Raw genomic sequence first — 20,281 nt, 5'->3', positions numbered from 1 at the left:
GCGGGCCTTATCGCCACACAACCATTGCGTCTTGGTCCAGCGCCCGAAGGCTGGATAGAGTCGAACCATAACCCGTAGCACAAGGACCACCCCATGCCATTTTCCGACTACAAAACCGCGCTGGTCACCGGAGCTTCCTCCGGCATCGGCGCCGCCGTTGTCGAACGCCTGTGCCAGGAAGGCGTGCAGGTGCATGCCCTGGCTCGCAGTGCCGACAAGTTGCAGGAGCTGGCGGCCAGGACCGGCTGCATCGCCCACGCCATCGATGTCACCGACCTTGCCGGGCTGACCAGACTGTTCGCCGAAAACACCTTCGACATCCTGGTCAACAACGCCGGCGTCGACAAGCCCGGCTCCCTGCTCAAGGCCGACGCCGACGGCATCGACCTGCTGATCGACGTCAACCTGCGCGCCGTGCTGCACCTGGCACGGCTGGCGTTGCCGGGCATGGTCGAGCGCGACTGCGGGCACATCATCAACATCAGTTCGATTGCGGCGGCCTACAACTTTGGCGGCAACTCCACCTACCACGCGACCAAGGCCGCCGTGAGCATGCTTTCGCGCCAGTTGCGCATCGATGCGTTCGGCAAGCGCGTGCGGGTCACCGAGATCTGCCCGGGTCGGGTCGCCACGGATATTTTTGCCCACGTGCACGGCGATTCCGAAGCCACCTACAAGCGCTTCGTCGAGGGCTTTGAATTGCCCCTGGCCGAGGACATCGCCAATGCCATCGCCTTCGCGATTGCCGCGCCGATTGCGGTCAACATCGGGCACATGGAAATCACCCCGACCTTGCAGGTGCCGGGCGGGCTTTCCACCGCCCGGCCCCAGGACTACCAGGGCTGAATCCGAGCCCCGGCAAAAGAACGGATCGATCCGTCAGCGCTGCATCCCGCCACGGCCACGCCGGGTGATTTTGATTTCTGCCCTAGCCCAATGCCGATAGGGATTGACCATGAAGCAAGACTTCGATTTGGCCGCGATTCTGCAAGGCGAGTATGCCGAGCTGATCGTCAAGGGCATCGAAATGACCTTGCAGCTGGCGCTGTTCGCCTGGCTGCTGGCGATGCTGCTGGCGCTGACACTGGTCACGGTGCGCCTGACCGGTAACACGCTGGCCGACCGCTTGGTGGCGGGGTATGTGTCGTACCACCGCAATGTGCCGACCCTGGTGCAACTGATGCTGTGGTACTTCGGCGTGCCGACGCTGCTTGGCGAGTCCACGCAACTGTGGCTGGCCAACCACAACACCGAATACCTGTTCTCGGTGATCGCCCTGGGCCTGTGCCAGGCCGCGTATTTCTGTGAAGACATGCGCAGCGGCCTGCGCGCCATTCCCGCCGGGCAGACCGAAGCGTCCAGGGCCCTGGGCCTGGGCTACGTGCGTTCGATGCGCTACGTGATCCTGCCCCAGGGCGTGCGCAACTGCCTGCCGTCGCTGATCAACCACACCGTGCTGCTGTTCAAGAACACCAGCCTGGCGATGGCGATCGGCGTGATGGAACTGACCTACGCCAGCCGCGAAGTGGAGAACTACACGTTCCGCACCTTTGAGTCGTACCTGGTGGCCACGGTTTTCTACCTGGTGTTTTCACTGCTGCTGATGGGCGCCGGGGCGTTGCTCGCCCGCCACTTCAGCAAAGCCCTGGCGAGGTAGACCGCGATGTTCGATATGTTTTCAATCGTGCAGCAGAACTGGACGCTGTTCCTGATCGGCCAATACCCCCACGGTCCGCTGGGCGGCCTGGCGAGTACCCTGATCCTGGCGGCGCTGGCGTTGCTGCTGGCGTTCCCGTTCGGCCTGCTGCTGGCCTTGGCGCGGGTGTCGCCGTGGAAGGGGTTGTACTGGGTCGCGACAGTGTGGGTCTACGTGCTGCGTGGCATCCCGTTGCTGATGGTGATCTTCTGGACCTACTTCCTGGTGCCGTTGCTGATCGGCCATAACATCACCGGCTTCATGACCATGCTCTGCACCCTGGTGATCTACCAGAGTGCCTACCTGTGCGAAATCATTCGCGGCGGCATCCAGGCGCTGCCGGCCGGGCAGTACGAGGCGTCCCGCGCCCTGGGCCTGGGCTATGTGCGCACCACGGTCTGGGTGATCCTGCCCCAGGCGCTGTACAACGCGCTGCCGAGCCTGATCAGCCAGTTCATCTCGATCATCAAGGAAACCTCCCTGGGCTACGTGATCAACGTGCAGGAAGTGACCTTCGCCGCCAACCAGGTCAACAACCAGCTGCTGACCAAGCCGTTCCAGGTGTTTTTCATCCTGGCGATCATCTACTACCTGCTGTGTTTCGGCCTGACCCGCCTGGCCGGTTGGGTGGAGCAACGCATTGCCCGCAAGCGCCTGGGCGATGGCGGGCAAACCGTGGCGGGCGGTCCGTTGCTGACCACCGATAATTGAAGAGGGCTGCGCTCATGCATCCAATGATCATGTTTTCGAAAATCAATAAATGGTACGGCGAGTACCAGGCGCTCACCGACATCACCGCCGAGGTGCAACCCGGTGAAGTGGTGGTGCTGTGCGGCCCGTCGGGCTCGGGCAAGTCGACCCTGATCCGCACGGTCAACCGCCTGGAAGACATCCAGGCCGGCCAGATCCTGTTCGATGGCCAGGACGTGCACGGCACCGACGCGCAGATCAACCGCCTGCGCAGCCGCGTGGGGTTTGTGTTCCAGAGCTTCAACCTGTTCCCGCACCTGTCGGTGCTGGAAAACATCACCCTGGCGCCGAACAAGCTGCGCAACCTCAAGGGCGCCGCAGCCAAACAGAAGGCCATGGAATTGCTCGACCGCGTCGGCCTGGCCCATAAGGCCGGTGCTTACCCGGCGCAGTTGTCCGGCGGCCAACAGCAGCGCGTGGCGATTGCCCGGGCATTGGCGATGGAACCGCCGGTGATGCTGTTCGACGAGCCCACCAGTGCCCTCGACCCGGAAATGGTCGGTGAAGTGCTGAGCGTGATGAAGGGCCTGGCCAAGGACGGCATGACCATGATGTGCGTGACCCACGAGATGAACTTCGCCCGTGAAGTGGCCGACACCATCTGGTTTATGGACGCGGGGCAGATTCTGGAAAAGAGCAGTCCCGATGCGTTCTTCACCCAGCCTTCGCACCCGCGAGCGCAACGTTTTATCGCCGACCTGCGGGCCCATTGAGCTGCGGCGGCTTTGCTCCCTCTGCCATTTTTGCTGGTCCAACTTTCTGGAGATTTCCCATGGGTATGAAGCATCTGTTTACCGCACTAGCATTGGGGCCATTGGCGATCGCCGTCGCACAGGCCGACCAGTTGAGCGACATCCTGGCCAAGCAGTCCCTGAGCTGCGGCGTCTACGCCGACGTGCCGCCATTCTCCGCGCCGGACCCGAAAACCCGCGAGCTGGTGGGCATGGACGTGGACCTGTGCAAAGCCCTGGCCAAGACCATGGGCGTGGCCCTGGAACTCAAGCCGCTGTCGGTTGAAGCGCGGATTCCCGAAGTGAAAATGGGCCGCGTCGACGTGATCTTCGCCAACCTGGCCTACACCAAGACCCGCGCCGAACAGATCCAGTTCAGCGACCCGTACTACATCGCCAAGGAAACCCTGGTGGTGCGCGCGGCGAATGCCGACCAGCCGAAAAGCTTCTTCAAGGAAAAGCGCATCAGCTCCACCAAGGGCTCCACCTCCGAGCAGTCGATACGCCTTGCCGGGGCCACCCCGGTGACTTTCCAGGACACCGGCTCGGCCTACATGGCGTTGCAACAGAACAAGGTGGTGGGCCTGGTGACCAACACCATGACCGCGCTGAAACTGGTCAACCAGGCCAAGGCCAGTGGTGTCGAACTGGCCCTGGCCAAGGAGCCGATGGCCCTGGAACCCATTGGCGCCGGCATGCGCCGCGATGAGCCGGCGTTTCTGGCCAAGGTCAACGAGTCGTTGATGGCGATGGAGAAGGCCGGGGAGATCGATGCGATCTGGGATCGCTGGATAGGCCCGAACACCGAATACAAGATGGTCCGCGAGGACAAGGTGCAGAGCTTGAGCGCCTTGAAGTTCGAGCCGTTGCCGTAAGCGCCGGCGGTTGTAAAAAAGCCCGCCGTGGGTGATGCACGGCGGGCTGTTTTTTTACGGTGTTCTGTACTGGGGGCGCAGGGCCTCATCAATCATCCAGTGCGGTTGGCCGGGTCTGATGCATGTACCGCCCACCCAGCGTTCGTGGCTGGCATGGTCGAGCCAGTACGCCTGTCCGTTGAGCATGCTATGGCCCAATGGGGTCAGCGACAACGTTCGGCGGGGCCAGTCCAGATGCGTCTCGGTTTCCATCAGCAACGGCTGCTCGCCATCGATCAACGGCCGCAACAGCGCATGAAACATCATGTCCCCCAGGAACGGCAACGGGTCGCGCCTGGCCATCAGCTCGGCGAACACACGGCCAAACGGCAGCGGCCCGGCTTCGGCGAGGTAGGTCAGGGCCAGGCGTTCGGTCAGCGACAGGCCGTCCTGGGTGCCCGGCAATTCCTGCAACTGACGCAACAGCGCCGGCGCCAGCAAGGGCAGGGCGGGGTGTTGGCCATGGGCAAGCTCGGCCAGCCGGGTCGGTGAGCTGTCGCAATAGGCCGACCAGGCCTGTTTGGCCAGGTACACGGCATCGTCACCGATGAGGCGCCGCTGTGGCCATAGCCACGCCAATACATCCGGCGCCAGTTGGCCGATGCCGATAAAACGCTCGACACCGGGAATACGATCCACCTCGATCAGCTCCAGCTTGGGCGGTGCCTGCTCCAGGCCGGCCAGGGCACGGATCAGGAACAACTGGTCATAGGCATCCGCCTCGCACCACAGCACGCTGTGCGCGGCACTGGCCAAGGTTTCCAGCTGATCGTATTCATCGTCGACGCGGCGCGTGATGTCCGCTAAGGGCAGCGCAAAGGCCTGGCTGATGAACGCGCTGCGCAGGGCGCGGAATTCTGCGGCGGGGACGTCGCGCACCGGGCCCATGCACAGCGGGTCGGTGAGCATCTGGAAGCGGCCCTTGAACCCGGCCACCTGAAGGCTGTGGGCAATGTCATTGCCGCAGCGCCAGTGGGTGGTGCGCGCTTCGTCGCTGGCGGCAAAGTCGGGATGGCGGGCGGCGAAGTCAATGGCGTCGACATGGGCCTTGAGTTTGGGCCAACTGCTGAAGCCCAGTTGCCTGGCGATCTGCCATTGGGCTTGGGACAGGGTGGCGCCGGGGTCCTGGGCTTTCAGCTGGCGCAACAGTTCCTTGGCGCGCTTGCGCTGCTGCTCAAGGTTGAGACGGCCATCGGTGTTGGAGGATACAGGGCGTTGCGACATACGATCTCCTTGCACAAACCTTTTCCGCTTTAAGGTTGGGAGTCGTAGAAATGAGGTAGAGCTTCATTGTCCTGGGCGCAGCCCTTTCCGCGGAAGGTGGCGTAGAGAGCGCCAGGCGGAAAATATAGGCATTGCGGCGTTTGATTGCAAATCGGACTTGGGATCGAGGCCGTACTCCTTTTTGGGGGGGACGGGATTAAATGTGGGAGGGGGATTTGCCCTCATGCCAGTCAGTGAAGACGTAGAAAGGGCCAAAAGTAACCTGTGGTGAGGGAACAAGCTCCCTCGCCACAGGTACGCTGTTCTGGATTATTTGTCCTTGCGTGCATCCATGGTCTTCTGGTGCTCGGCCAGGAACGGCCGTTCTGCCGGGTCGAAGCGATCAATCCCGGCAGTAAAACGATGCCAGTACGGGTACAACGGTTGGCGCCGTGTCACCGCTTCAATACGCGAGAACTGTTCATCGGTGAGTTTCAATTCCGTGGCCGCCAGGTTGTCACGCAGATGCGCTTCCGTGCGGGCGCCGACGATCAGCGAGGTAATTCCCGGACGGTCCTTGAGCCAGGCCAGGCAGGTGCGCGCCACTGACACGCCCTGTTCATCGCCCACGGCGGCGAGGGTCTCGATGATGTCCAGCGCACGTTCCTGGTCATGCACGTAGGGTTCGGGCCAGCCGCTGCCCTGGCGGGTATTGGCCGGTGGCTGCTGCCCGCGCCGGGTGGAACCGGTCAGCAGGCCTTCGCCCATCGGCCCCCACACCAGCGTCCCCACGTGCTGGTCCAGGGCCAGGGGCAGTAACTCGTACTCGGCCTCGCGGGATTCCGGGGTGTAGTAGATCTGCTGGGTGATGGGCTTGAGCATGCCGTGCAATTCGGCCTTGCCGAGGGTTTTCATCATCTGCCAGGCGGTGAAGTTGCTGGTGCCAAAGTAGCGGATCTTGCCTGAGCCAACCAACAGCCGCAGGGCTTCGAGGGTTTCCTCGATGGGGGTCATGCCGTCCCAATTGTGCAATTGGTAGAGGTCGATATGGTCGGTGCCCAGGCGCTTCAAGCTCGCTTCGCACGCACGAATCAGGTGGTAGCGCGACGAGCCTGAGTTGTTCGGGTTGTTGTCCACGGGGCTACGGCCCTTGGTGGCCAGCAGGATATCGTTGCGCTTGTCGCCCAAGGCTTTGCCGACCACTTCTTCGGCCAGTCCGTGGGAGTAGAGGTCGGCGGTGTCGACCATATTCACCCCGGCGTCAAACGCGATATCGAACATGCGCCTGGCCTGGGGCACGTCTACCGATCCGCATTTTTCAAACTCGGCGCGACCGCCAAAGGGCACGGTGCCGAGGATGATTTCGGATACCAGCAGGCCCGAATGGCCCAGTTGTCGGTATTGCATGTCGTCTCCTACTTAACGTTGAACCTGAAGTTCTGAACGACGTGGGTGGCGATAGTTTGAATTTTTTCATGAAAACTTCCCGCGCCTGCCGCACCATTGCGCCCAACAGGTTTAAGAGGAATACCGCGTCCATGAGTGCACTGATCGAAACCCGCGCCCTCACGCGCATGGACGAACGCCGGCAGGTACCGTTGCTGCAGCCCACGGATTTCACCTTGAACCGCGCCGACCGCGTGTCGATCACCGGCGCTTCCGGTTCCGGCAAAAGCGTATTGCTGCGTGCATTGGCGCTGCTGGATGCACCCACCAGCGGGCAGGTCCTGTGGAACGGCCAGCCGATTGCCAATGCCGAGATTCCCCATTACCGCAGCCATATCAGCTACCTCTCCCAACGCCCCGCGCTGCTCGAAGGCACGGTGGAGGACAACCTGCGCTTTCCCTTCAGCCTCAAGACCCTGCGCCAGCGCCGCTTCGACCCGCAAGCGGTGACCGCGTTGCTGGGGCATGCCGGCAAGGCAGCGACTTTTTTGACCAAGAGCGCATTGGACCTCTCGGGCGGCGAGGCTCAGGTGGTCTCGCTGATCCGCACCCTGCAACTCAACCCCGAGGTGCTGCTGCTGGACGAACCCACCGCCGCCCTCGACCCCACCTCATCCCGCGATGTGGAAGCGTTGATCAGTGCCTGGTTTGCCGGCGACAACGCCCGCGCCTATGTCTGGGTGTCCCACGACCTCGACCAGGCGCGGCGCATGAGCGACATCCACTGGCACATGAGTGCCGGCGTGTTGAGCGAGGCGACCCAGCCATGAACTATCAAAACCTCACCGCCCTGGACATGGGCATCGCTGCTTCGCTGATCCTGGTCAACGGTGCGCTCTCCCTGCTGCTGCGCCTGGGCCTGGGCCGCCAGTTGCTGTGGGCGGCGGTACGTACCGTGGTGCAATTGTTGGCCATCGGTTACCTGCTGGGCTGGGTGTTCGCGTTCGCCTACTGGTATGTGGTGCTGCCGTTGATGGGCGCAATGACCCTGATCGCCGGGCTGTCGGCGGCGGGGCGTGGGCGCAGGACGTACCGTGGGCAAAGGGTCGACAGCATCCTGTCGGTGTGGGGCAGTTCGTGGCTGGTGACGGCAGTGGGCTTGTTTGCGGTGATCCGCATCCATCCGTGGTACGAGCCGCAGTACGCGATCCCGATCCTCGGCATGATCCTCGGCAATACCCTGACCGGCGTGTCCCTGGGGATCGAACGCATGACCCAGGAACTGACCTCGGGGCGCAACACCATCGAGATGATCCTGGCCCTCGGCGGCTCACGCTGGGAGGCCGCCCAGGAAGCGATCCGCCAGGCGGTACGCGCGGGGATGATCCCGACACTGAACCAGATGACCGTGGTCGGTATCGTCAGCCTGCCCGGCATGATGACCGGCCAGGTGCTGGCGGGGGAAAGTCCGGTGGACGCGGTGCGCTATCAGATCGTGATCATGTTCCTGATTGCCGCGTCGTCGGCGTTGGGCACGGTGGGGGCGGTGTTGCTGACCTATCGGCGGTTGTTTTCCAGGAGCCACCGGTTTTTGCGTGAGCGCTTGCAAGAGCGCTAAGCGTTCAGTTAAGCGAAAGTGATTCACTGTAGGAGCGAGCTTGCTCGCGAAGAACTCAGGGCCACCGCGCTTATCGAGAATGAACGCGTTGCCTGGGCGTTTTTCGCGAGCAAGCTCGCTCCTACAAAAAGCCTTAACTGAACGGCATTAGGGCAAGCCCGCTCGCCACAAAAATATGGCTGACCCCGAAGGGCTCGTCACAGGTTCAAGGCTGATCCACCACGCCAAAATCCAACACCACCTTCATCGCCTGGGTCTTGTCCGCCGCCAATTCAAACGCCTGCACCGCCTGCTCGAACGGCAGCGTGTGGGAGATCACCGGGCGTACGTCGATGACCTGGCGATTGAGCAGGTCCACGGCCTGGGCAAACTCGCTGTGGAAGCGGAAGGTGCCGCGCAGGTCGATCTCGCGGCTGACCAGCAGGTTCAGCGGCAGCGACACCTCACCGCCCAAGCCGACCGTGACCAGCACGCCGCGTGGGGCGATGCAGTCCAGGCCGTTACGCAGGGCCTGGGCGCTGCCGGAGACTTCGAACATCACCTCGAAGTAACCCTTCTCGGCGGTGTAGCGCTTGAGCGCGTCGATGCCGTCGGCAATGTTGTGGGTGCGTGTGGCGCCCATTTTTTCCGCGCAGGCCAGGGCGCTGGCGGACAGGTCCACCGCGACAATTTCAGCCGCACCGGCGGCGCGCAGGCCGGCGATCAGCAGGTTGCCGATGGGGCCGCAACCGGTCACCAGCACGCGCTTGCCGAATACTGCGCCGGCCCGCTGAATTGCATGCAACCCCACCGACAGCGGTTCGGCCAGTGCACCTTCGGCGAGGCTGATATGATCGGCCAAAAGATGTGCCTGATGCGTCTCGATCACCAGGCTCTGGCGGAACGCGCCCTGGATATGCGGGAAGGGCATCGCGCTGCCGTAGAAGCGCATGTCCAGGCAGTGGTTGGGCAGGCCTTGATGGCAATAGCGGCAAGCGCCGCATGGACGGGACGGCGATACGGCAATGCGTTGGCCGACCTTGAACCGGCCGGCGTCGGAGCCCACGGCGTCGATCACTGCCGAGACTTCGTGGCCGAGCACCATCGGCTCGCGCAGGCGCACGGTGCCGAAGCCGCCGTGCTGGTAGTAGTGCAAGTCCGAGCCGCAGATGCCGCCGCGGGCGATGCGCACGCGCAGTTGCTCGGGGCCCAGGCTATGGGGTTCGTCCTGGGGGCTGACCCGCAGGTCTTTTGAGGCGTGGCAGACAATGGCGTGCATAAGGTTCTCCAGGGTTACAGCGATGCGGTGATGCCACCGTCGACATAGAGGATATGACCGTTGACGAAACTCGCGGCATCGCTGGCCAGGAACACTGCCGCACCGGCCAACTCAGCGACGTCGCCCCAGCGTCGGCTCGGCGTACGTTGCACCAGCCAGTCGCTGAATTCGGGGTTGGCCACCAGGTTGGCGTTCAACTCGGTCTTGAAGTAGCCGGGGCCGATACCGTTGACCGTCAGCCCATGGGGGCCCCAGTCGATGGCCATGCCCTTGGTGAGCATCTTCAACGCGCCTTTGCTCGCCGCATACGGCGCGATGCCCGGGCGGCCCAATTCACTTTGCACCGAACAGATATTGATGATGCGCCCACGCTTGCGCGGGATCATCGCCCGCGCCACGGCCTGGCCCACCAGGAAGGCGCTGTCGAGGTTGGTGCTGATCAGTTCGCGCCAGTGCTGCTCGCTGTAGTCTTCCAACGGCCCACGGCGTTGCATGCCGGCGTTGTTGACCAGGATATCCAAGGGCCCGAGGCGTTCCTCGATAGCGGCCACGCTGGCCTGGATCGCCGCGCTGTCAGTGACGTCGAAGGCCTCGGTGTGCACCTCCAGGCCCTCGAGGGTCAGCAGCGCGGCGGCGTCGCGCAGGGTGCTGCGGTTACGCCCGTTGAGCACCACCCGCGCACCGGCCTGGGCCAGGCCTCGGGCGATGGCCAGGCCGATACCGGCACTGGAACCGGTGACCAGCGCCAGTCGGCCATCGAGGCGAAAGGTGTCTATAACGCTTTGCATGGGCAGGTTTCTCCGGGCGCGCTTGTGATAATCAAAACAATGGCTGATGGGCTTAACTTCACTCCGGTATAGGGCGCAGGTCCAATGTTCATTTATGATCGGCTGATCAATATCCGTGATAACCGGGGAGGCTCGATGGAACTCAAGCACTTGCGCGCCTTTGTGGTACTGGCCCAGGAGCTGCATTTCGGCCGGGCGGCGGCGCAGTTGTCGATTGTGCAACCGGCCCTGAGCATGCAGATCAAGCTGCTCGAAACTGGCCTGGGCGTACGCCTGCTGGACCGCAATCGCCACTCGGTGACCTTGACCGATGCCGGTCGGGTGTTCCTGCCCGAAGCCCAGGCGACCCTGCACCAGGCCGCGCGGGCGGCGGAGGCGGCGCGGGCGTCCAACCGGGGGGAAATCGGCCGGGTGCGCCTGGGCTTTGTGTCGTCGGTATTGCCGCACCTGTTACCCGAGTTGATCCGCACGGTGCATCAGCGCTACCCGCGGATCGAGCTGGAACTCAAGGACATGCCCGGCCCCGATCAAGCCGCCGCGCTGAAGAATGATCGCCTGGATTTCGGCCTGATGCGCCTGCCTGCCGCCTACCCTGGGGTGCAGACCCGCGTGGTGTTGCGCGAGCCCTTCTGCGTGGCCCTGCCGATGGATCATCCGTTGGCCACGCAGGATTCGATCCAGCCCGGCGACCTGCTCGACGTGCCGGTGTACATCCTTGCGCGGCGCTATGCGCCCGGGTTCTACGACGAATTTATCCAGGCCGTGGGCATCCCTTTGCAGATCGCGTCCGAACTGGGCGAGTTCACCACCATGCTCGCGCTGGTCTGCGCCGGGTTGGGCGTCGGCGTACTGCCGCAGCAGGCCGCGCGGGCGTTGCCGGCCAATTGCGTGTCGCGGCCACTGGCGTTGGGGGCGTTCCAGGCGCGTACGGGGTTGGCCTGGACCACGTTGGACAGTGCGGTGAAGACCACGCTGTTTGCGTTGATCGTCGAACTGTTTGGCGAGTGATTGTTTCACCTGCTGAAATGCTGGATTGTAAAAGCTGGTGATTCCAGTGGTCGGCGCAGCGGTGGAACATGCCGGTGTCAAAACCCCACCCTTTGGAGCCTTACATGTCCCAGCCTGCGATCAAACTCTATGGTTTCCCCTTGTCCGGCCATTCCCATCGGGCCGAGCTGATGCTGTCCCTGCTGGGGTTGCCCAGCGAGTTCATCCTGGTGGACCTCAAGCAAGGCGCGCATAAAAGCGCTGACTTCACTGCGACCATCAACCCTTTCGGCCAAGTCCCGGCGATTGACGACAACGGCACCGTACTGGCGGACTCCAACGCGATCCTGGTCTACCTCGCCACGAAATACGGCAAGGGCCAATGGTTGCCAAGCGACCCGGTGGGGCAGGCGCGCGTACAGCGCTGGCTGTCGGCGGCTGCCGGCGAGCTGCACGCCGGGCCCGCCACCGCACGGCTGGCCGTGGTGTTCGGTGCCGATGTGGATGCGGCGGCGGCGATCAGCCGTGCCCATGGCTTGTTGGCACTGGTGGAGCAGCAACTGAGCGAAACCCGCTTCCTGGCGGGGGAGCAGGCGAGCATCGCCGATGTGGCGTTCTACACCTACGTGGCCCATGCGCCGGAAGGCAATGTGTCGCTGGCCGACTACCCTAAGGTGCGCGCCTGGCTTGCCAGCATCGAGGCCTTGCCGGGATTTGTGGGCATGCCGCGTACGGCGGTAGGGTTGCAATCACATTAACGTTGCTGAGGCGCATCGATGGACCGATTTCACGAAATGCAGGTGTTCCTGGCGGTGGCCGAGGAGGAGGGCTTTGCCGCCGCAGCGCGCCGCCTGAACACCTCGCCCCCCAGCGTGACCCGGGCCATCGCCGCCATGGAAGCGCGCATCGGCACCCAGCTGCTGGCACGCACCACCCGCAGCCTGCACCTGACCGAGGCCGGCCAGCGTTATCTCGAAGATTGCCGGCGCATCCTCGCCGAGCTGGACGAAGCCGAAGAAGCGGCGGCGGGCAGTTATTCGATCCCCTGCGGCCACCTCACGGTGACCGCACCGGTACTGTTTGGCGAGTTGTATGTGGCGCCGGTGCTGGGCGAGTACCTCGACCGTTTTCCGCTGGTGAATATCAATGCCTTGCTGGTGGATCGGGTGGTCAACCTGACCGACGAGGGTATCGATGTGGCTGTGCGCATCGGCCATCTGCATGAGCCGGGGCAACAGGCGATCAAAGTGGGCGAGGTACGCCGGGTGGTCTGCGCCTCGCCCGGCTATCTCGACCAGCACGGCCGCCCCCGGCACCCCGGGCAATTGCCTGCGGCGCAGATCGTCGGCCTGTCCTCCAGCCGATTGGTGAGTGAGTGGGCGTTTGTCGACGCCGGCCAGCCGTTGACGGTGCCCATCGAACCGCGCCTGGTGGTCTCGGCGAACAACGCAGCGATCAACCTGGCGCGCCTGGGCTGGGGGATGACGCGGGTGCTGTCCTATCAGGTCGCGGCGGCGGTGGCGGCCGGTGAGCTGGAAATTGTCCTCGAGGACTTCGAGCCGGCCCCGTTGCCGATCCAGGTGGTGTTCCAGAAAAGCGCGCGCGTGCCGGCCAAGATCCACACCTTTGTGGATTTCCTCAGCCATCGCTTGGGCCAGGACACGGCCTTGAATCCGGCGATGAAGCGGCGCGCTTGATGGAGCGTTATCGCGATATGCAGCTGTTTGCAGCGCTGGCCGAGCAACCGAGCCTGGCCTCGGCCGCACGTGCAGCCCAGGTCTCGGCGCCGACGTTGATGCGTGCGATTGCCCGCTTGGAAGCACGCCTGCGCGTACCGTTGCTGCAACGCAGCACGCGGGGTGTCAGCCTTACCGACGCGGGCACTGTCTACATGGCCGACTGCGTGCGGCTGCTGGCCGCCGTGGACGCCGCCGAAGCCTCGGCCAAGGGCTTGCATGTACAGGTCCAGGGCAATCTACGGGTGTTCATGCCGTTGCTGTTCAGCCGCTATGTGATGGCGCCGCTGTTGGCCAGCTACATGGATCGTTACCCGGCGGTGCAGCTCACCGCCCACTACCACGACTATTACCCCAATCTGCACGAAGAGGGGCTGGACGTGGCGATCCTGGTCGGCGAGTTGCCCAGCTCCTCACTGATCGCGCGGCCGGTCGGGCACGTGCGACAGGTCCTCTGCGCCAGTCCCGCTTACCTCGCGGCGCACGGCGAACCCCGACACCCGGACGACCTCAAGCGGCATCGCCTGATCGCCACTGCCGACCCGGTGCATTGGGCGTTCCAGGGTTGCCAGCTCAAGGCCCGCGCGCGGCTGAGTTGCGCCACGGTGCAAGGCACGATCAATGCGGCGGTGCAGGGCGCGGGGCTGGTGCGTTGCTTGAGCTATCCGCTGCATGAGCATCTGCTCAGCGGCCAGTTATGCCGCGTCCTGCAGGGCTATGAGCCAGCGCCCCTGCCGGTGCAGGTGGTGTACGGCGAAGGGCGCCATGGGCCGATGCGTGTGCGCAGTTTTGTCGATCATTGCGTGGCGGCGCTGCGTGAGCATCCGGCATTTCAGTTGGCGTAACAGTGGATTGCCTGGGCTGGGTATTCTGCGTTTGGCTGGCGGGGCGCAGCATGGGGCCAACCCACTGGAGGTGATCACCATGAACCCTATTGAACAGTCCCCCTGGCATGCCGGCGAACGGCAGTTACAAGCAGCGGTCGGCGTGGCCGAGCGCATGGCGGTGGTCGGGCCCAAGGTGATACGCGATCACCTGCCGGAGCAGCATCGGAATTTCTATCCGCTGTTGCCCTACCTGATGCTTGGCGTGGTGGATGAACAGGGGATTCCCTGGGCGACCCTGATTGAAGGCGCGCCGGGGTTCGTCCACTCTCCCGACCCTTATATGTTGCAGATTGACAGCCTGCCCTCTGCCAGCGACCCGGCCCGCGCCGCCTTGCACAAGGGCGCCGCCGTGGGCCTGCTGGGTATCGACCTCAACACCCGGCGGCGCAACCGCATGAATGGGCGTATCGGCGCGCTCGATCACGAGGGGCTGTTGGTCGACGTGGTGCAGACCTACGGCAATTGCCCCAAATACATCCAGCTGCGGCCGGTCGATGGGATTGCGCGTAAACCCGGCACCCAGGCCGAGCGTCTTGACGGCCTGGACGCCGCTGCCGAAAGCATGATCCGCAACGCCGACACCTTCTTCGTCGCCAGCTACGTGGAGGTCGACGGCGAACGTTCGGTGGACGTCTCCCATCGCGGCGGCAATACCGGCTTCGTGCGCGTGGAGGGCGACGTGCTGACCATCCCCGATTTTGCCGGCAACCTGTTCTTCAACACCTTGGGCAACCTGGCGGCCAACCCGGTGGCGGGGCTGTTGTTTATCGACTTTGAAACGGGGGATGTGCTGCAGATCGCGGGGCATACCTCGCTGATCCTCGACGGCCCTGAAGTCGCCCGCTTCGAGGGCGCGCAGCGGCTCTGGACGGTGACCGTGGACCACGTGGTCCGCCGCCCGGCGGCGTTGGCCTTGCGCTGGCAGTTCGCGGAGTTTTCGCCGTTCAGCCTGGCGATGGGCGGTTGGTAGCGTCAGCGTATTTATCACGGCCTGTTGAAGATCAAACGGGGGAACTTCCTCTGTGGTGAGGGGGCTTGTCCCGCGTGGGGCTGCGCAGCGGCCCCCAAACCAGGCGCAGAGGCATGCCTGATACACCTCATTCATCTTCATAGGGGCGCTTCGTACCCCAACGCGAGACAAGCCCGCTCGCCACAAGAATGCGGACGAATTGACCACCTGATCCGGCCCCATCGCAGCCTCGCTGAAGCTCGACAACTCCCACAGGGGGCTTTACTGCGCTGCTTGGATTTGCGCTGTGTGATCAGGGCACCGGCATTCCCGGTTAAGGGCTTCATCCACCAATAACTGTGCAATCTCGATCATCTGCACCACTGCCAGCACCTGCCTGCGGTGGTGACTGTCAAGGCGTTCGGCGCAGTCGTACGCGCAGACCGTAGCCGATTCCAGCATCTCGCTGGCGTTGCTCAAGGCGGCTTCCGTACTCAGGCCGGGACGGATGACATCGGGGGGATTTGCGGATGGTCATCCGAGGTGGAGGGTGGGCGGGGTGTGACTTTTTTCATACGGTTGCTTCTGGAGTTGAAGGAGCCGCCACAATCACTTCCACATGATGGGTGGTGACTGTATGCAGGTGTGGAAGACCGGACCCAGGACCCAGCGCACCCGAAGGTGCCCCGCGCACAGCCGCCATAACACTTTATCGCGGACATGAAAAAAGTGCCCGCGAAGGTTATTGTTCTTGGTCGTGATTGCGAGAAGTTTCTTACAGATATTATGGGTTTGTATGTAGGTTATCTGGCTTGTATTTATATTTTTATTATATTTTTTGTGTTTTGTTTGTTTTTTTTAAATGCTTGGCTCTATGTATTGGAAATATTTCAATTTGAAATGTCTTATTTTTTGTTGATATGTTTTTTTTATTGTGAATAATTTTGGGGCGTAGGTGTTTTTTTTCGATTCTTAAATCTTTAATAAGGTTAAGGAAGGTGTTTGTGACTATTCGAAGAATGGCTGTTATTCGGGCTGGTGAGAATGAAAGAGCTACACGTAACGAGATCTATAAAGTGTGCGAGGCGGGCTACAATGAGATTGCAGGAGCAATAATTAGGCATAATGCTATTAATGAGCTTGAGAAATTTGGGGCGATTATTTCTAGTCGACCATTGAGTCATCAAGATATGGCGCTGTTTTTTGCAACGATTTGGGCTTTTTTTAAAGACGTTCCGGCAGGTATCGTTGCTTTAGCATCACGTGTTACGGATGAGTGGATAAAGGAGGATATGTGGAATGGAACTGCTAAGGCTGCACATATTCTCTACGCTTCAGTTGATGAGTATGGTCTGCAGCAGCATAGTGAACATATGCTGCCAACCCATCACCAGATGTTCAAACAGCTGACAAGCCATTTAGGGTTGTCCGACGCTGAGTTATTTAATTCTAATTACATACTTCCTGAAGGTACAGCAATGGGGAATAATACTCATCGAATGTATAGGTCTGAATATCTAGGTGAGGCGCTGGGCTTTCATCTGGCGTCGGAGATGACTTCGTCGAGAGAGTTTCAATATTTTCTTAAAGGGTTTCAAAAGTTCGCTAGTCATTACGGTTTGGCGGACGTAGATGATCCCGTGTTAGCTTTTTTTTCTATTCATTGTGAGGTGGAACCTATGCATGTGGCGACTGGGCGTGAAATCATAATTTCATATATGGAGAAGAGCCCAGCTATCGCACCACAGGCAATGCGTGGAGCAATGGCGTTTATGAATGGATTTGAACAGATGTTTACTGCTTTAAATCGGCGTCTAGTCGGTTGATGGTAGTTATGGGTAAGTGGGGTGTATATATGGAGAAAGCTTATGAATGTCAAATATGTCACTACGTTTATTTGGAGTCCTTGGGTGAGTCGTTAGTTAACGTTGAACCTGGAACAACGTGGGAGGAAATAGGGGAGAAATTTCGGTGTCCGCACTGCCATGCAGAGAAAAAAATGTTCAAAGAAATTGTGATTTAGATGCAGACTTTTCTAAGTCCTATGGTGTTTGCGGCAGCGCTCTCAATAAGCTTTGGGCCGGTAGCCTTCATCATTTTCAGGCAGTCCTTCACCTTCGGCTTCCTTAGCGCTTTACCTGCGGTTTTCGGGGCGGCAGTTGCAGATGCAGTGTTTGCAGCTGTCGCCTTCGCGGGGTTGCGAGCCGTTGAAGCGTTTTGGGCCGCCAACAGCCAATTGCTAACGTGGGCGGCGATTGCCTACCTCTTTTATTTGGGCGTAATCACTTTCAAGAAATCCGCAGCCACCTCCCTGGCCAAACGAGCAGCAGGGTTCATCCCGGTTTTCCTGCTGACGTTGACCAGCCCTTTAACGATCGCTGCGATCTCTTCCTATGTCATCGCCAGTGAGGCGCTGCTCTATAGGCATGGAATGTACTTGAATTTGCTGGGTTTTCTGCTGGGTTCATTGTCGGGGCAGATGTTGTACGCGCTCGTTGGTGCAATGATCAAGAGGGCGCTTGCTGACCCGCTCGATTTCGGCTTTTTGAACCGCGTCAGCGGAGGTTGTCTCATTGCTTTTGCTGCCTGGCAGTTGGCTCGCGTTCTGGAGACGTAAGACTTTTAACGTTAGCCTTGCACTCCTACCGACAACAAGGACTCGTCATGCAACCCAAGGTCATCAATCCCAAGAGCGTATTCAACTCCCTGCAATACGGCTTCAGCCAAGCCATCGAAGTGCCTGATGGCCGGCGTATTCTGCTTTCCGGCCAGGTAGGTGTGGATGCCCAGGAGCGTACGGTCGGTCCAGGCATTGCCGAGCAAACCGATACGGCGTTGGACAATATCGAAAAAATCCTGGCGGAGGTCGAGGGTGACTTGTCCGATGTGGTAATGCTGCGGCTGTATATCGTCGAGTCCGCACGTGATCGGCAGGAGCTCATCGCCCAGGCGCTGCGTGAGCGCTTCCCCCATAACCCGCCGCCGTCGTCCTGGATTATTGTCAGTGGGCTTTCGTTGCCGGAGTGGTTGATCGAAATCGAGGCGGAGGCGGTGATTGCGCTGAAATAAGCGCCTCATCTCACGGTTCCGTGGCGAGCGAGCTCGCCACGGAACGAGCAAACCGGCTTACCACGATGCCAGCGCGGGCATTTGCGCCCAGGCACCACCCAGTGCGGTATACAAATTCACCTCCGCCACCAGTTGCGCCAGTCGGTCCACGATCAGCGCCTGTTGCGCACTGAACAGCGAGCGCTGGGCATCGAGGAAGGTGAGGTTGCTGTCCACCCCGCTGCGGTAGCGGTGCTGGGCCAGGTCGTAATACGCCTGGTTGGCGGCGACGAAGTCGCGTTGGGCGTTGAGCTGGTCGGTAAACGTCTGGCGTGCGGCCAGGCCGTCGGCGACTTCCTGGAAGGCCGTCTGGATGGACTTCTCATACTGGGCGACGCTGATGTCTTTTTGCAGTTTGGCGTAGTCCAGGCTGGCGCGCAGGCTGCCGGCGTTGAAGATCGGCAGGTTGATCTGCGGCTGGAAGGTCCAGGTGCCGGTGCCGCCCTTGAACAGGTCCGACAGTTCGGTGCTGGTGCTGCCGGCATTGGCGGTAAGGCTGACTGATGGGAAAAACGCCGCGCGCGCCGCGCCGATGTTGGCGTTGGCGGCGCGCAGTTGGTACTCGGCCTGGAGGATATCCGGGCGGCGTTGCAGCAGGGCCGATGGCAAGCCGGCCGGTAGCCGCGCCACCTGGTCGTCAGCCAACGGGCGCGCTGGCAGGCTTTGATCCACCGGGCCGCCCACCAGCAGGGTGAGATTGTTGAGGTCCTGGGCCACCTGGCGTGCATAGCGGGCCACGCTGGCGCGGGTGCTTTCGACGCTGGTGCGCGCCTGCACCACGTCCAGGGCCGAGGCTTTGCCGGCGGTTTTGCTGCGGCGGGTCAGGTGCAGGCTGTGGTCGTTGGCGGCCAGGGTCTGTTGGGCCAGGGCCAGCAGTTCCTGGTCGGCGCGCCAGGTCAGGTAGGCGTTGGCGACGTTGGCCACCAGGCTCAGTTGTGTGCTGCGCCGGGCCTCTTCCGTGCCGAGGTAGGTGAGCATCGCCTGTTCACTGAGGCTGCGCACGCGGCCAAACAGGTCCAGCTCATACGCACTGAGCCCCAGGGTGGCGGAGTAACTGGAGGTGATCGCGGACTTGCCCGTGCCGGTGACATCCCCCGGCAGCTTCTGGCGTTTGCCGGCCCCCGTGGCGGACACCGCCGGGAACAGGTCGGCACGCTGGATGCGGTACTGCGCCTGAAACGCTTCGACATTCAGCGCAGCCACCCGCAGGTCGCGGTTATTGACCAGGGCGTCGCGAATCAACTGTTGCAGCGCCGGGTCGTGGAACTGCTGCTGCCAGTCCGACGCCGGATCGCTGTTGCCGGCCTGGGCGAGGCGGTAGACCCCACCCTGGGGATACTGCGCGGGCATTGGCGCCTCGGGCCGCTGGTACTCGGGGATCAGCGAGCAGCCCCCGAGCATGCAGGCCATACCGATGCTGGCGACGGTGCGTGTGTCCATCAGGCCCCCACCATCCATTTAGCCAGGCCATGCCGGCCACTCACGCCCAGCTTGGCGGCGGCGCGCTTGAGGTAGGTTTCGATGGAGCTGTTTTTCACGCTGAGTTTTTCCGCGATCTGCGGCACAGTGCCGCCGGTCAACAGGCCGAGGCACACTTCCTGTTCGCGGGCCGAAAGGCTGATCTCGCCGAGGGACAGGCGCTTGTGGAACTCGCGCTGCAAGCGTGATTGCTCAAGCAGCGTATGGGCCGGCTCCGCCTGGGCATGTGGCGCATGGCGCAGGACGTGCGCGTGGCGCTCGATCAGCGGCAACAGGGTGTCCGACAGGCACTTGAGAAACGATAACTCGGCCAGGGAAAAACCGCGCTGGGTCGGCGGTCGGTAGCATGAAATCACGCAGCGCCGGTTGCCCTGGCGTGACACCAGATTGCACTGGTGCGAGGTACCCCGAGGATGGGCGCTGTCGGGTTTAGCATTCATCTGGATCAGCAGCGGGTCTTGCATGCCGAGCATTTCCCGCAGCAGCGGGTGGTCATCCGGCGGGCGCAGGGCCAGGGGCGGCGGCAGGTCCTGTTTTTGGCCAGCGCTGCCCAGAAGCTTGATATCGAGCACACGGTCGCGCGGCTCGTCGAGGGTCCATTCACTGAGATCCACCAGGTGGATCGGCACCCATTTGCAGACCAGATGCAACATGTGAGCGGCGAATTCCTCATGGCCGCTGTGTGCAATCAGCTCGCCCATTTCGGCGTAGAAATTCGGGCTCTGCGTGTTATCCATGCTGCGTTTCAAACTCATAGCCATCTCATCCTTGATGTCGAAAACCGTCAACGA

Annotated in this window: 23 protein-coding genes; 16 read left to right on the top strand and 7 right to left on the bottom strand. The window is 61.9% G+C overall.

Annotated elements, in window-relative coordinates:
* Positions 1-93 precede the first annotated feature (93 nt).
* From AC07OT_RS18800 to AC07OT_RS18780, 5 genes are all read left to right on the top strand, one after another.
* On the top strand, positions 94-846 hold the full coding sequence (locus AC07OT_RS18800) for an SDR family oxidoreductase (protein ID WP_314560233.1): 753 nt from the start codon (positions 94-96) through the stop codon (positions 844-846).
* 109 nt (positions 847-955) lie between these two features.
* Positions 956-1,657: an amino acid ABC transporter permease gene (locus AC07OT_RS18795; protein WP_027608104.1), complete on the top strand. Its 702-nt coding sequence runs from the start codon at positions 956-958 to the stop codon at positions 1,655-1,657.
* A 6-nt stretch (positions 1,658-1,663) separates the two neighbouring features.
* Entirely contained in the window at positions 1,664-2,407 is a 744-nt protein-coding gene (locus tag AC07OT_RS18790) for an amino acid ABC transporter permease (protein WP_053138766.1), read from the top strand.
* Positions 2,408-2,430: 23 nt separating this feature from the next.
* Positions 2,431-3,159: an amino acid ABC transporter ATP-binding protein gene (locus AC07OT_RS18785; protein WP_169899070.1), complete on the top strand. Its 729-nt coding sequence runs from the start codon at positions 2,431-2,433 to the stop codon at positions 3,157-3,159.
* Positions 3,160-3,218: 59 nt separating this feature from the next.
* Positions 3,219-4,052: an ABC transporter substrate-binding protein gene (locus AC07OT_RS18780; RefSeq protein ID WP_115487017.1), complete on the top strand. Its 834-nt coding sequence runs from the start codon at positions 3,219-3,221 to the stop codon at positions 4,050-4,052.
* 54 nt (positions 4,053-4,106) lie between these two features.
* On the opposite strand, the gene AC07OT_RS18775 is transcribed toward AC07OT_RS18780, so the two are convergent.
* The gene (locus tag AC07OT_RS18775; protein WP_495108745.1) at positions 4,107-5,315 is read right to left on the bottom strand and encodes a DUF1835 domain-containing protein; all 1,209 of its coding nucleotides are present in this window, start codon (positions 5,313-5,315) and stop codon (positions 4,107-4,109) included.
* A 309-nt stretch (positions 5,316-5,624) separates the two neighbouring features.
* A complete protein-coding gene (locus AC07OT_RS18770; RefSeq protein ID WP_092485758.1) occupies positions 5,625-6,701 on the bottom strand; it encodes an aldo/keto reductase in 1,077 nt (358 codons plus the stop codon).
* A 131-nt stretch (positions 6,702-6,832) separates the two neighbouring features.
* Between AC07OT_RS18770 and AC07OT_RS18765 the strand changes: the two genes are divergently transcribed.
* Positions 6,833-7,510 (top strand): ABC transporter ATP-binding protein, encoded by a 678-nt coding sequence (locus AC07OT_RS18765; protein WP_495108744.1) that lies wholly within the window; start codon positions 6,833-6,835, stop codon positions 7,508-7,510.
* Entirely contained in the window at positions 7,507-8,298 is a 792-nt protein-coding gene (locus AC07OT_RS18760) for an ABC transporter permease (RefSeq protein ID WP_027606140.1), read from the top strand. The genes AC07OT_RS18765 and AC07OT_RS18760 overlap by 4 nt, the downstream gene beginning before the upstream one ends.
* A 205-nt stretch (positions 8,299-8,503) precedes the next feature.
* Here AC07OT_RS18760 and AC07OT_RS18755 read toward each other — a convergent pair whose 3' ends face one another.
* Both AC07OT_RS18755 and AC07OT_RS18750 read right to left on the bottom strand, forming a co-directional pair.
* The gene (locus AC07OT_RS18755) at positions 8,504-9,556 is read right to left on the bottom strand and encodes an L-idonate 5-dehydrogenase (protein ID WP_495108743.1); all 1,053 of its coding nucleotides are present in this window, start codon (positions 9,554-9,556) and stop codon (positions 8,504-8,506) included.
* 14 nt (positions 9,557-9,570) lie between these two features.
* Positions 9,571-10,344 carry a glucose 1-dehydrogenase gene (locus tag AC07OT_RS18750; RefSeq protein ID WP_495108742.1) on the bottom strand — a complete coding sequence of 258 codons (774 nt, stop codon included), beginning with the start codon at positions 10,342-10,344 and terminating at the stop codon, positions 9,571-9,573.
* A gap of 135 nt (positions 10,345-10,479) precedes the next feature.
* On the opposite strand from AC07OT_RS18750, the gene AC07OT_RS18745 reads away from it, so the two are divergent.
* From AC07OT_RS18745 to AC07OT_RS18725, 5 genes are all read left to right on the top strand, one after another.
* A complete protein-coding gene (locus tag AC07OT_RS18745) occupies positions 10,480-11,352 on the top strand; it encodes a LysR family transcriptional regulator (protein ID WP_065940236.1) in 873 nt (290 codons plus the stop codon).
* 104 nt (positions 11,353-11,456) lie between these two features.
* Positions 11,457-12,089, top strand: a complete 633-nt coding sequence (locus tag AC07OT_RS18740) for a glutathione S-transferase family protein (RefSeq protein WP_495108741.1) — start codon at positions 11,457-11,459, stop codon at positions 12,087-12,089.
* A gap of 18 nt (positions 12,090-12,107) precedes the next feature.
* Positions 12,108-13,028, top strand: coding sequence for a LysR family transcriptional regulator (locus tag AC07OT_RS18735; RefSeq protein WP_495108740.1), 921 nt, complete (start codon positions 12,108-12,110; stop codon positions 13,026-13,028).
* On the top strand, positions 13,028-13,912 hold the full coding sequence (locus tag AC07OT_RS18730; protein ID WP_495108739.1) for a LysR family transcriptional regulator: 885 nt from the start codon (positions 13,028-13,030) through the stop codon (positions 13,910-13,912). The genes AC07OT_RS18735 and AC07OT_RS18730 overlap by 1 nt, the downstream gene beginning before the upstream one ends.
* A 79-nt stretch (positions 13,913-13,991) precedes the next feature.
* The gene (locus tag AC07OT_RS18725; protein ID WP_495108738.1) at positions 13,992-14,924 is read left to right on the top strand and encodes a flavin-nucleotide-binding protein; all 933 of its coding nucleotides are present in this window, start codon (positions 13,992-13,994) and stop codon (positions 14,922-14,924) included.
* A gap of 261 nt (positions 14,925-15,185) precedes the next feature.
* On the opposite strand, the gene AC07OT_RS18720 is transcribed toward AC07OT_RS18725, so the two are convergent.
* A complete protein-coding gene (locus tag AC07OT_RS18720) occupies positions 15,186-15,383 on the bottom strand; it encodes a DUF6124 family protein (protein ID WP_495108737.1) in 198 nt (65 codons plus the stop codon).
* 524 nt (positions 15,384-15,907) lie between these two features.
* Here AC07OT_RS18720 and AC07OT_RS18715 point away from each other — a divergent pair.
* Genes AC07OT_RS18715 through AC07OT_RS18700 form a run of 4 tightly spaced genes read left to right on the top strand, consistent with a single transcriptional unit; the run spans position 15,908 to position 17,972 of the window.
* Positions 15,908-16,729: an iron-containing redox enzyme family protein gene (locus tag AC07OT_RS18715; RefSeq protein ID WP_419480533.1), complete on the top strand. Its 822-nt coding sequence runs from the start codon at positions 15,908-15,910 to the stop codon at positions 16,727-16,729.
* A complete protein-coding gene (locus AC07OT_RS18710) occupies positions 16,729-16,926 on the top strand; it encodes a rubredoxin (protein WP_495108736.1) in 198 nt (65 codons plus the stop codon). Before AC07OT_RS18715 ends, AC07OT_RS18710 begins: the two co-directional genes overlap by 1 nt.
* Positions 16,927-17,520: a LysE family translocator gene (locus AC07OT_RS18705; protein WP_495108735.1), complete on the top strand. Its 594-nt coding sequence runs from the start codon at positions 16,927-16,929 to the stop codon at positions 17,518-17,520.
* Positions 17,521-17,567: 47 nt separating this feature from the next.
* On the top strand, positions 17,568-17,972 hold the full coding sequence (locus tag AC07OT_RS18700) for a RidA family protein (RefSeq protein ID WP_115487026.1): 405 nt from the start codon (positions 17,568-17,570) through the stop codon (positions 17,970-17,972).
* A 57-nt stretch (positions 17,973-18,029) separates the two neighbouring features.
* Here AC07OT_RS18700 and adeC read toward each other — a convergent pair whose 3' ends face one another.
* Both adeC and AC07OT_RS18690 read right to left on the bottom strand, forming a co-directional pair.
* Entirely contained in the window at positions 18,030-19,451 is a 1,422-nt protein-coding gene (gene adeC / locus AC07OT_RS18695; RefSeq protein ID WP_495108734.1) for an AdeC/AdeK/OprM family multidrug efflux complex outer membrane factor, read from the bottom strand.
* Positions 19,451-20,245: a helix-turn-helix transcriptional regulator gene (locus AC07OT_RS18690; protein WP_253491357.1), complete on the bottom strand. Its 795-nt coding sequence runs from the start codon at positions 20,243-20,245 to the stop codon at positions 19,451-19,453. Before AC07OT_RS18690 ends, adeC begins: the two co-directional genes overlap by 1 nt.
* Between the last annotated feature and the right edge of the window lie 36 nt (positions 20,246-20,281).

The sequence above is a fragment of the Pseudomonas sp. GW821-FHT09C10 genome (assembly GCF_059418085.1).
This window is presented reverse-complemented; position numbering and strand designations above follow the sequence as displayed.

Coding starts and splice junctions, on each gene's coding strand:
- AC07OT_RS18800 (WP_314560233.1), top strand. CDS start 94: ATGCCATTTTCCGACTACAAAACCGCGCTGGTCACCGGAGCTTCCTCC.
- AC07OT_RS18705 (WP_495108735.1), top strand. CDS start 16,927: ATGCAGACTTTTCTAAGTCCTATGGTGTTTGCGGCAGCGCTCTCAATA.
- AC07OT_RS18760 (WP_027606140.1), top strand. CDS start 7,507: ATGAACTATCAAAACCTCACCGCCCTGGACATGGGCATCGCTGCTTCG.
- AC07OT_RS18765 (WP_495108744.1), top strand. CDS start 6,833: ATGAGTGCACTGATCGAAACCCGCGCCCTCACGCGCATGGACGAACGC.
- AC07OT_RS18725 (WP_495108738.1), top strand. CDS start 13,992: ATGAACCCTATTGAACAGTCCCCCTGGCATGCCGGCGAACGGCAGTTA.
- AC07OT_RS18740 (WP_495108741.1), top strand. CDS start 11,457: ATGTCCCAGCCTGCGATCAAACTCTATGGTTTCCCCTTGTCCGGCCAT.
- AC07OT_RS18770 (WP_092485758.1), bottom strand. CDS start 6,701: ATGCAATACCGACAACTGGGCCATTCGGGCCTGCTGGTATCCGAAATC.
- AC07OT_RS18750 (WP_495108742.1), bottom strand. CDS start 10,344: ATGCAAAGCGTTATAGACACCTTTCGCCTCGATGGCCGACTGGCGCTG.
- AC07OT_RS18710 (WP_495108736.1), top strand. CDS start 16,729: ATGGTAGTTATGGGTAAGTGGGGTGTATATATGGAGAAAGCTTATGAA.
- adeC (WP_495108734.1), bottom strand. CDS start 19,451: ATGGACACACGCACCGTCGCCAGCATCGGTATGGCCTGCATGCTCGGG.
- AC07OT_RS18730 (WP_495108739.1), top strand. CDS start 13,028: ATGGAGCGTTATCGCGATATGCAGCTGTTTGCAGCGCTGGCCGAGCAA.
- AC07OT_RS18745 (WP_065940236.1), top strand. CDS start 10,480: ATGGAACTCAAGCACTTGCGCGCCTTTGTGGTACTGGCCCAGGAGCTG.
- AC07OT_RS18790 (WP_053138766.1), top strand. CDS start 1,664: ATGTTCGATATGTTTTCAATCGTGCAGCAGAACTGGACGCTGTTCCTG.
- AC07OT_RS18690 (WP_253491357.1), bottom strand. CDS start 20,245: ATGAGTTTGAAACGCAGCATGGATAACACGCAGAGCCCGAATTTCTAC.
- AC07OT_RS18735 (WP_495108740.1), top strand. CDS start 12,108: ATGGACCGATTTCACGAAATGCAGGTGTTCCTGGCGGTGGCCGAGGAG.
- AC07OT_RS18755 (WP_495108743.1), bottom strand. CDS start 9,556: ATGCACGCCATTGTCTGCCACGCCTCAAAAGACCTGCGGGTCAGCCCC.
- AC07OT_RS18780 (WP_115487017.1), top strand. CDS start 3,219: ATGGGTATGAAGCATCTGTTTACCGCACTAGCATTGGGGCCATTGGCG.
- AC07OT_RS18785 (WP_169899070.1), top strand. CDS start 2,431: ATGATCATGTTTTCGAAAATCAATAAATGGTACGGCGAGTACCAGGCG.
- AC07OT_RS18795 (WP_027608104.1), top strand. CDS start 956: ATGAAGCAAGACTTCGATTTGGCCGCGATTCTGCAAGGCGAGTATGCC.
- AC07OT_RS18700 (WP_115487026.1), top strand. CDS start 17,568: ATGCAACCCAAGGTCATCAATCCCAAGAGCGTATTCAACTCCCTGCAA.
- AC07OT_RS18775 (WP_495108745.1), bottom strand. CDS start 5,315: ATGTCGCAACGCCCTGTATCCTCCAACACCGATGGCCGTCTCAACCTT.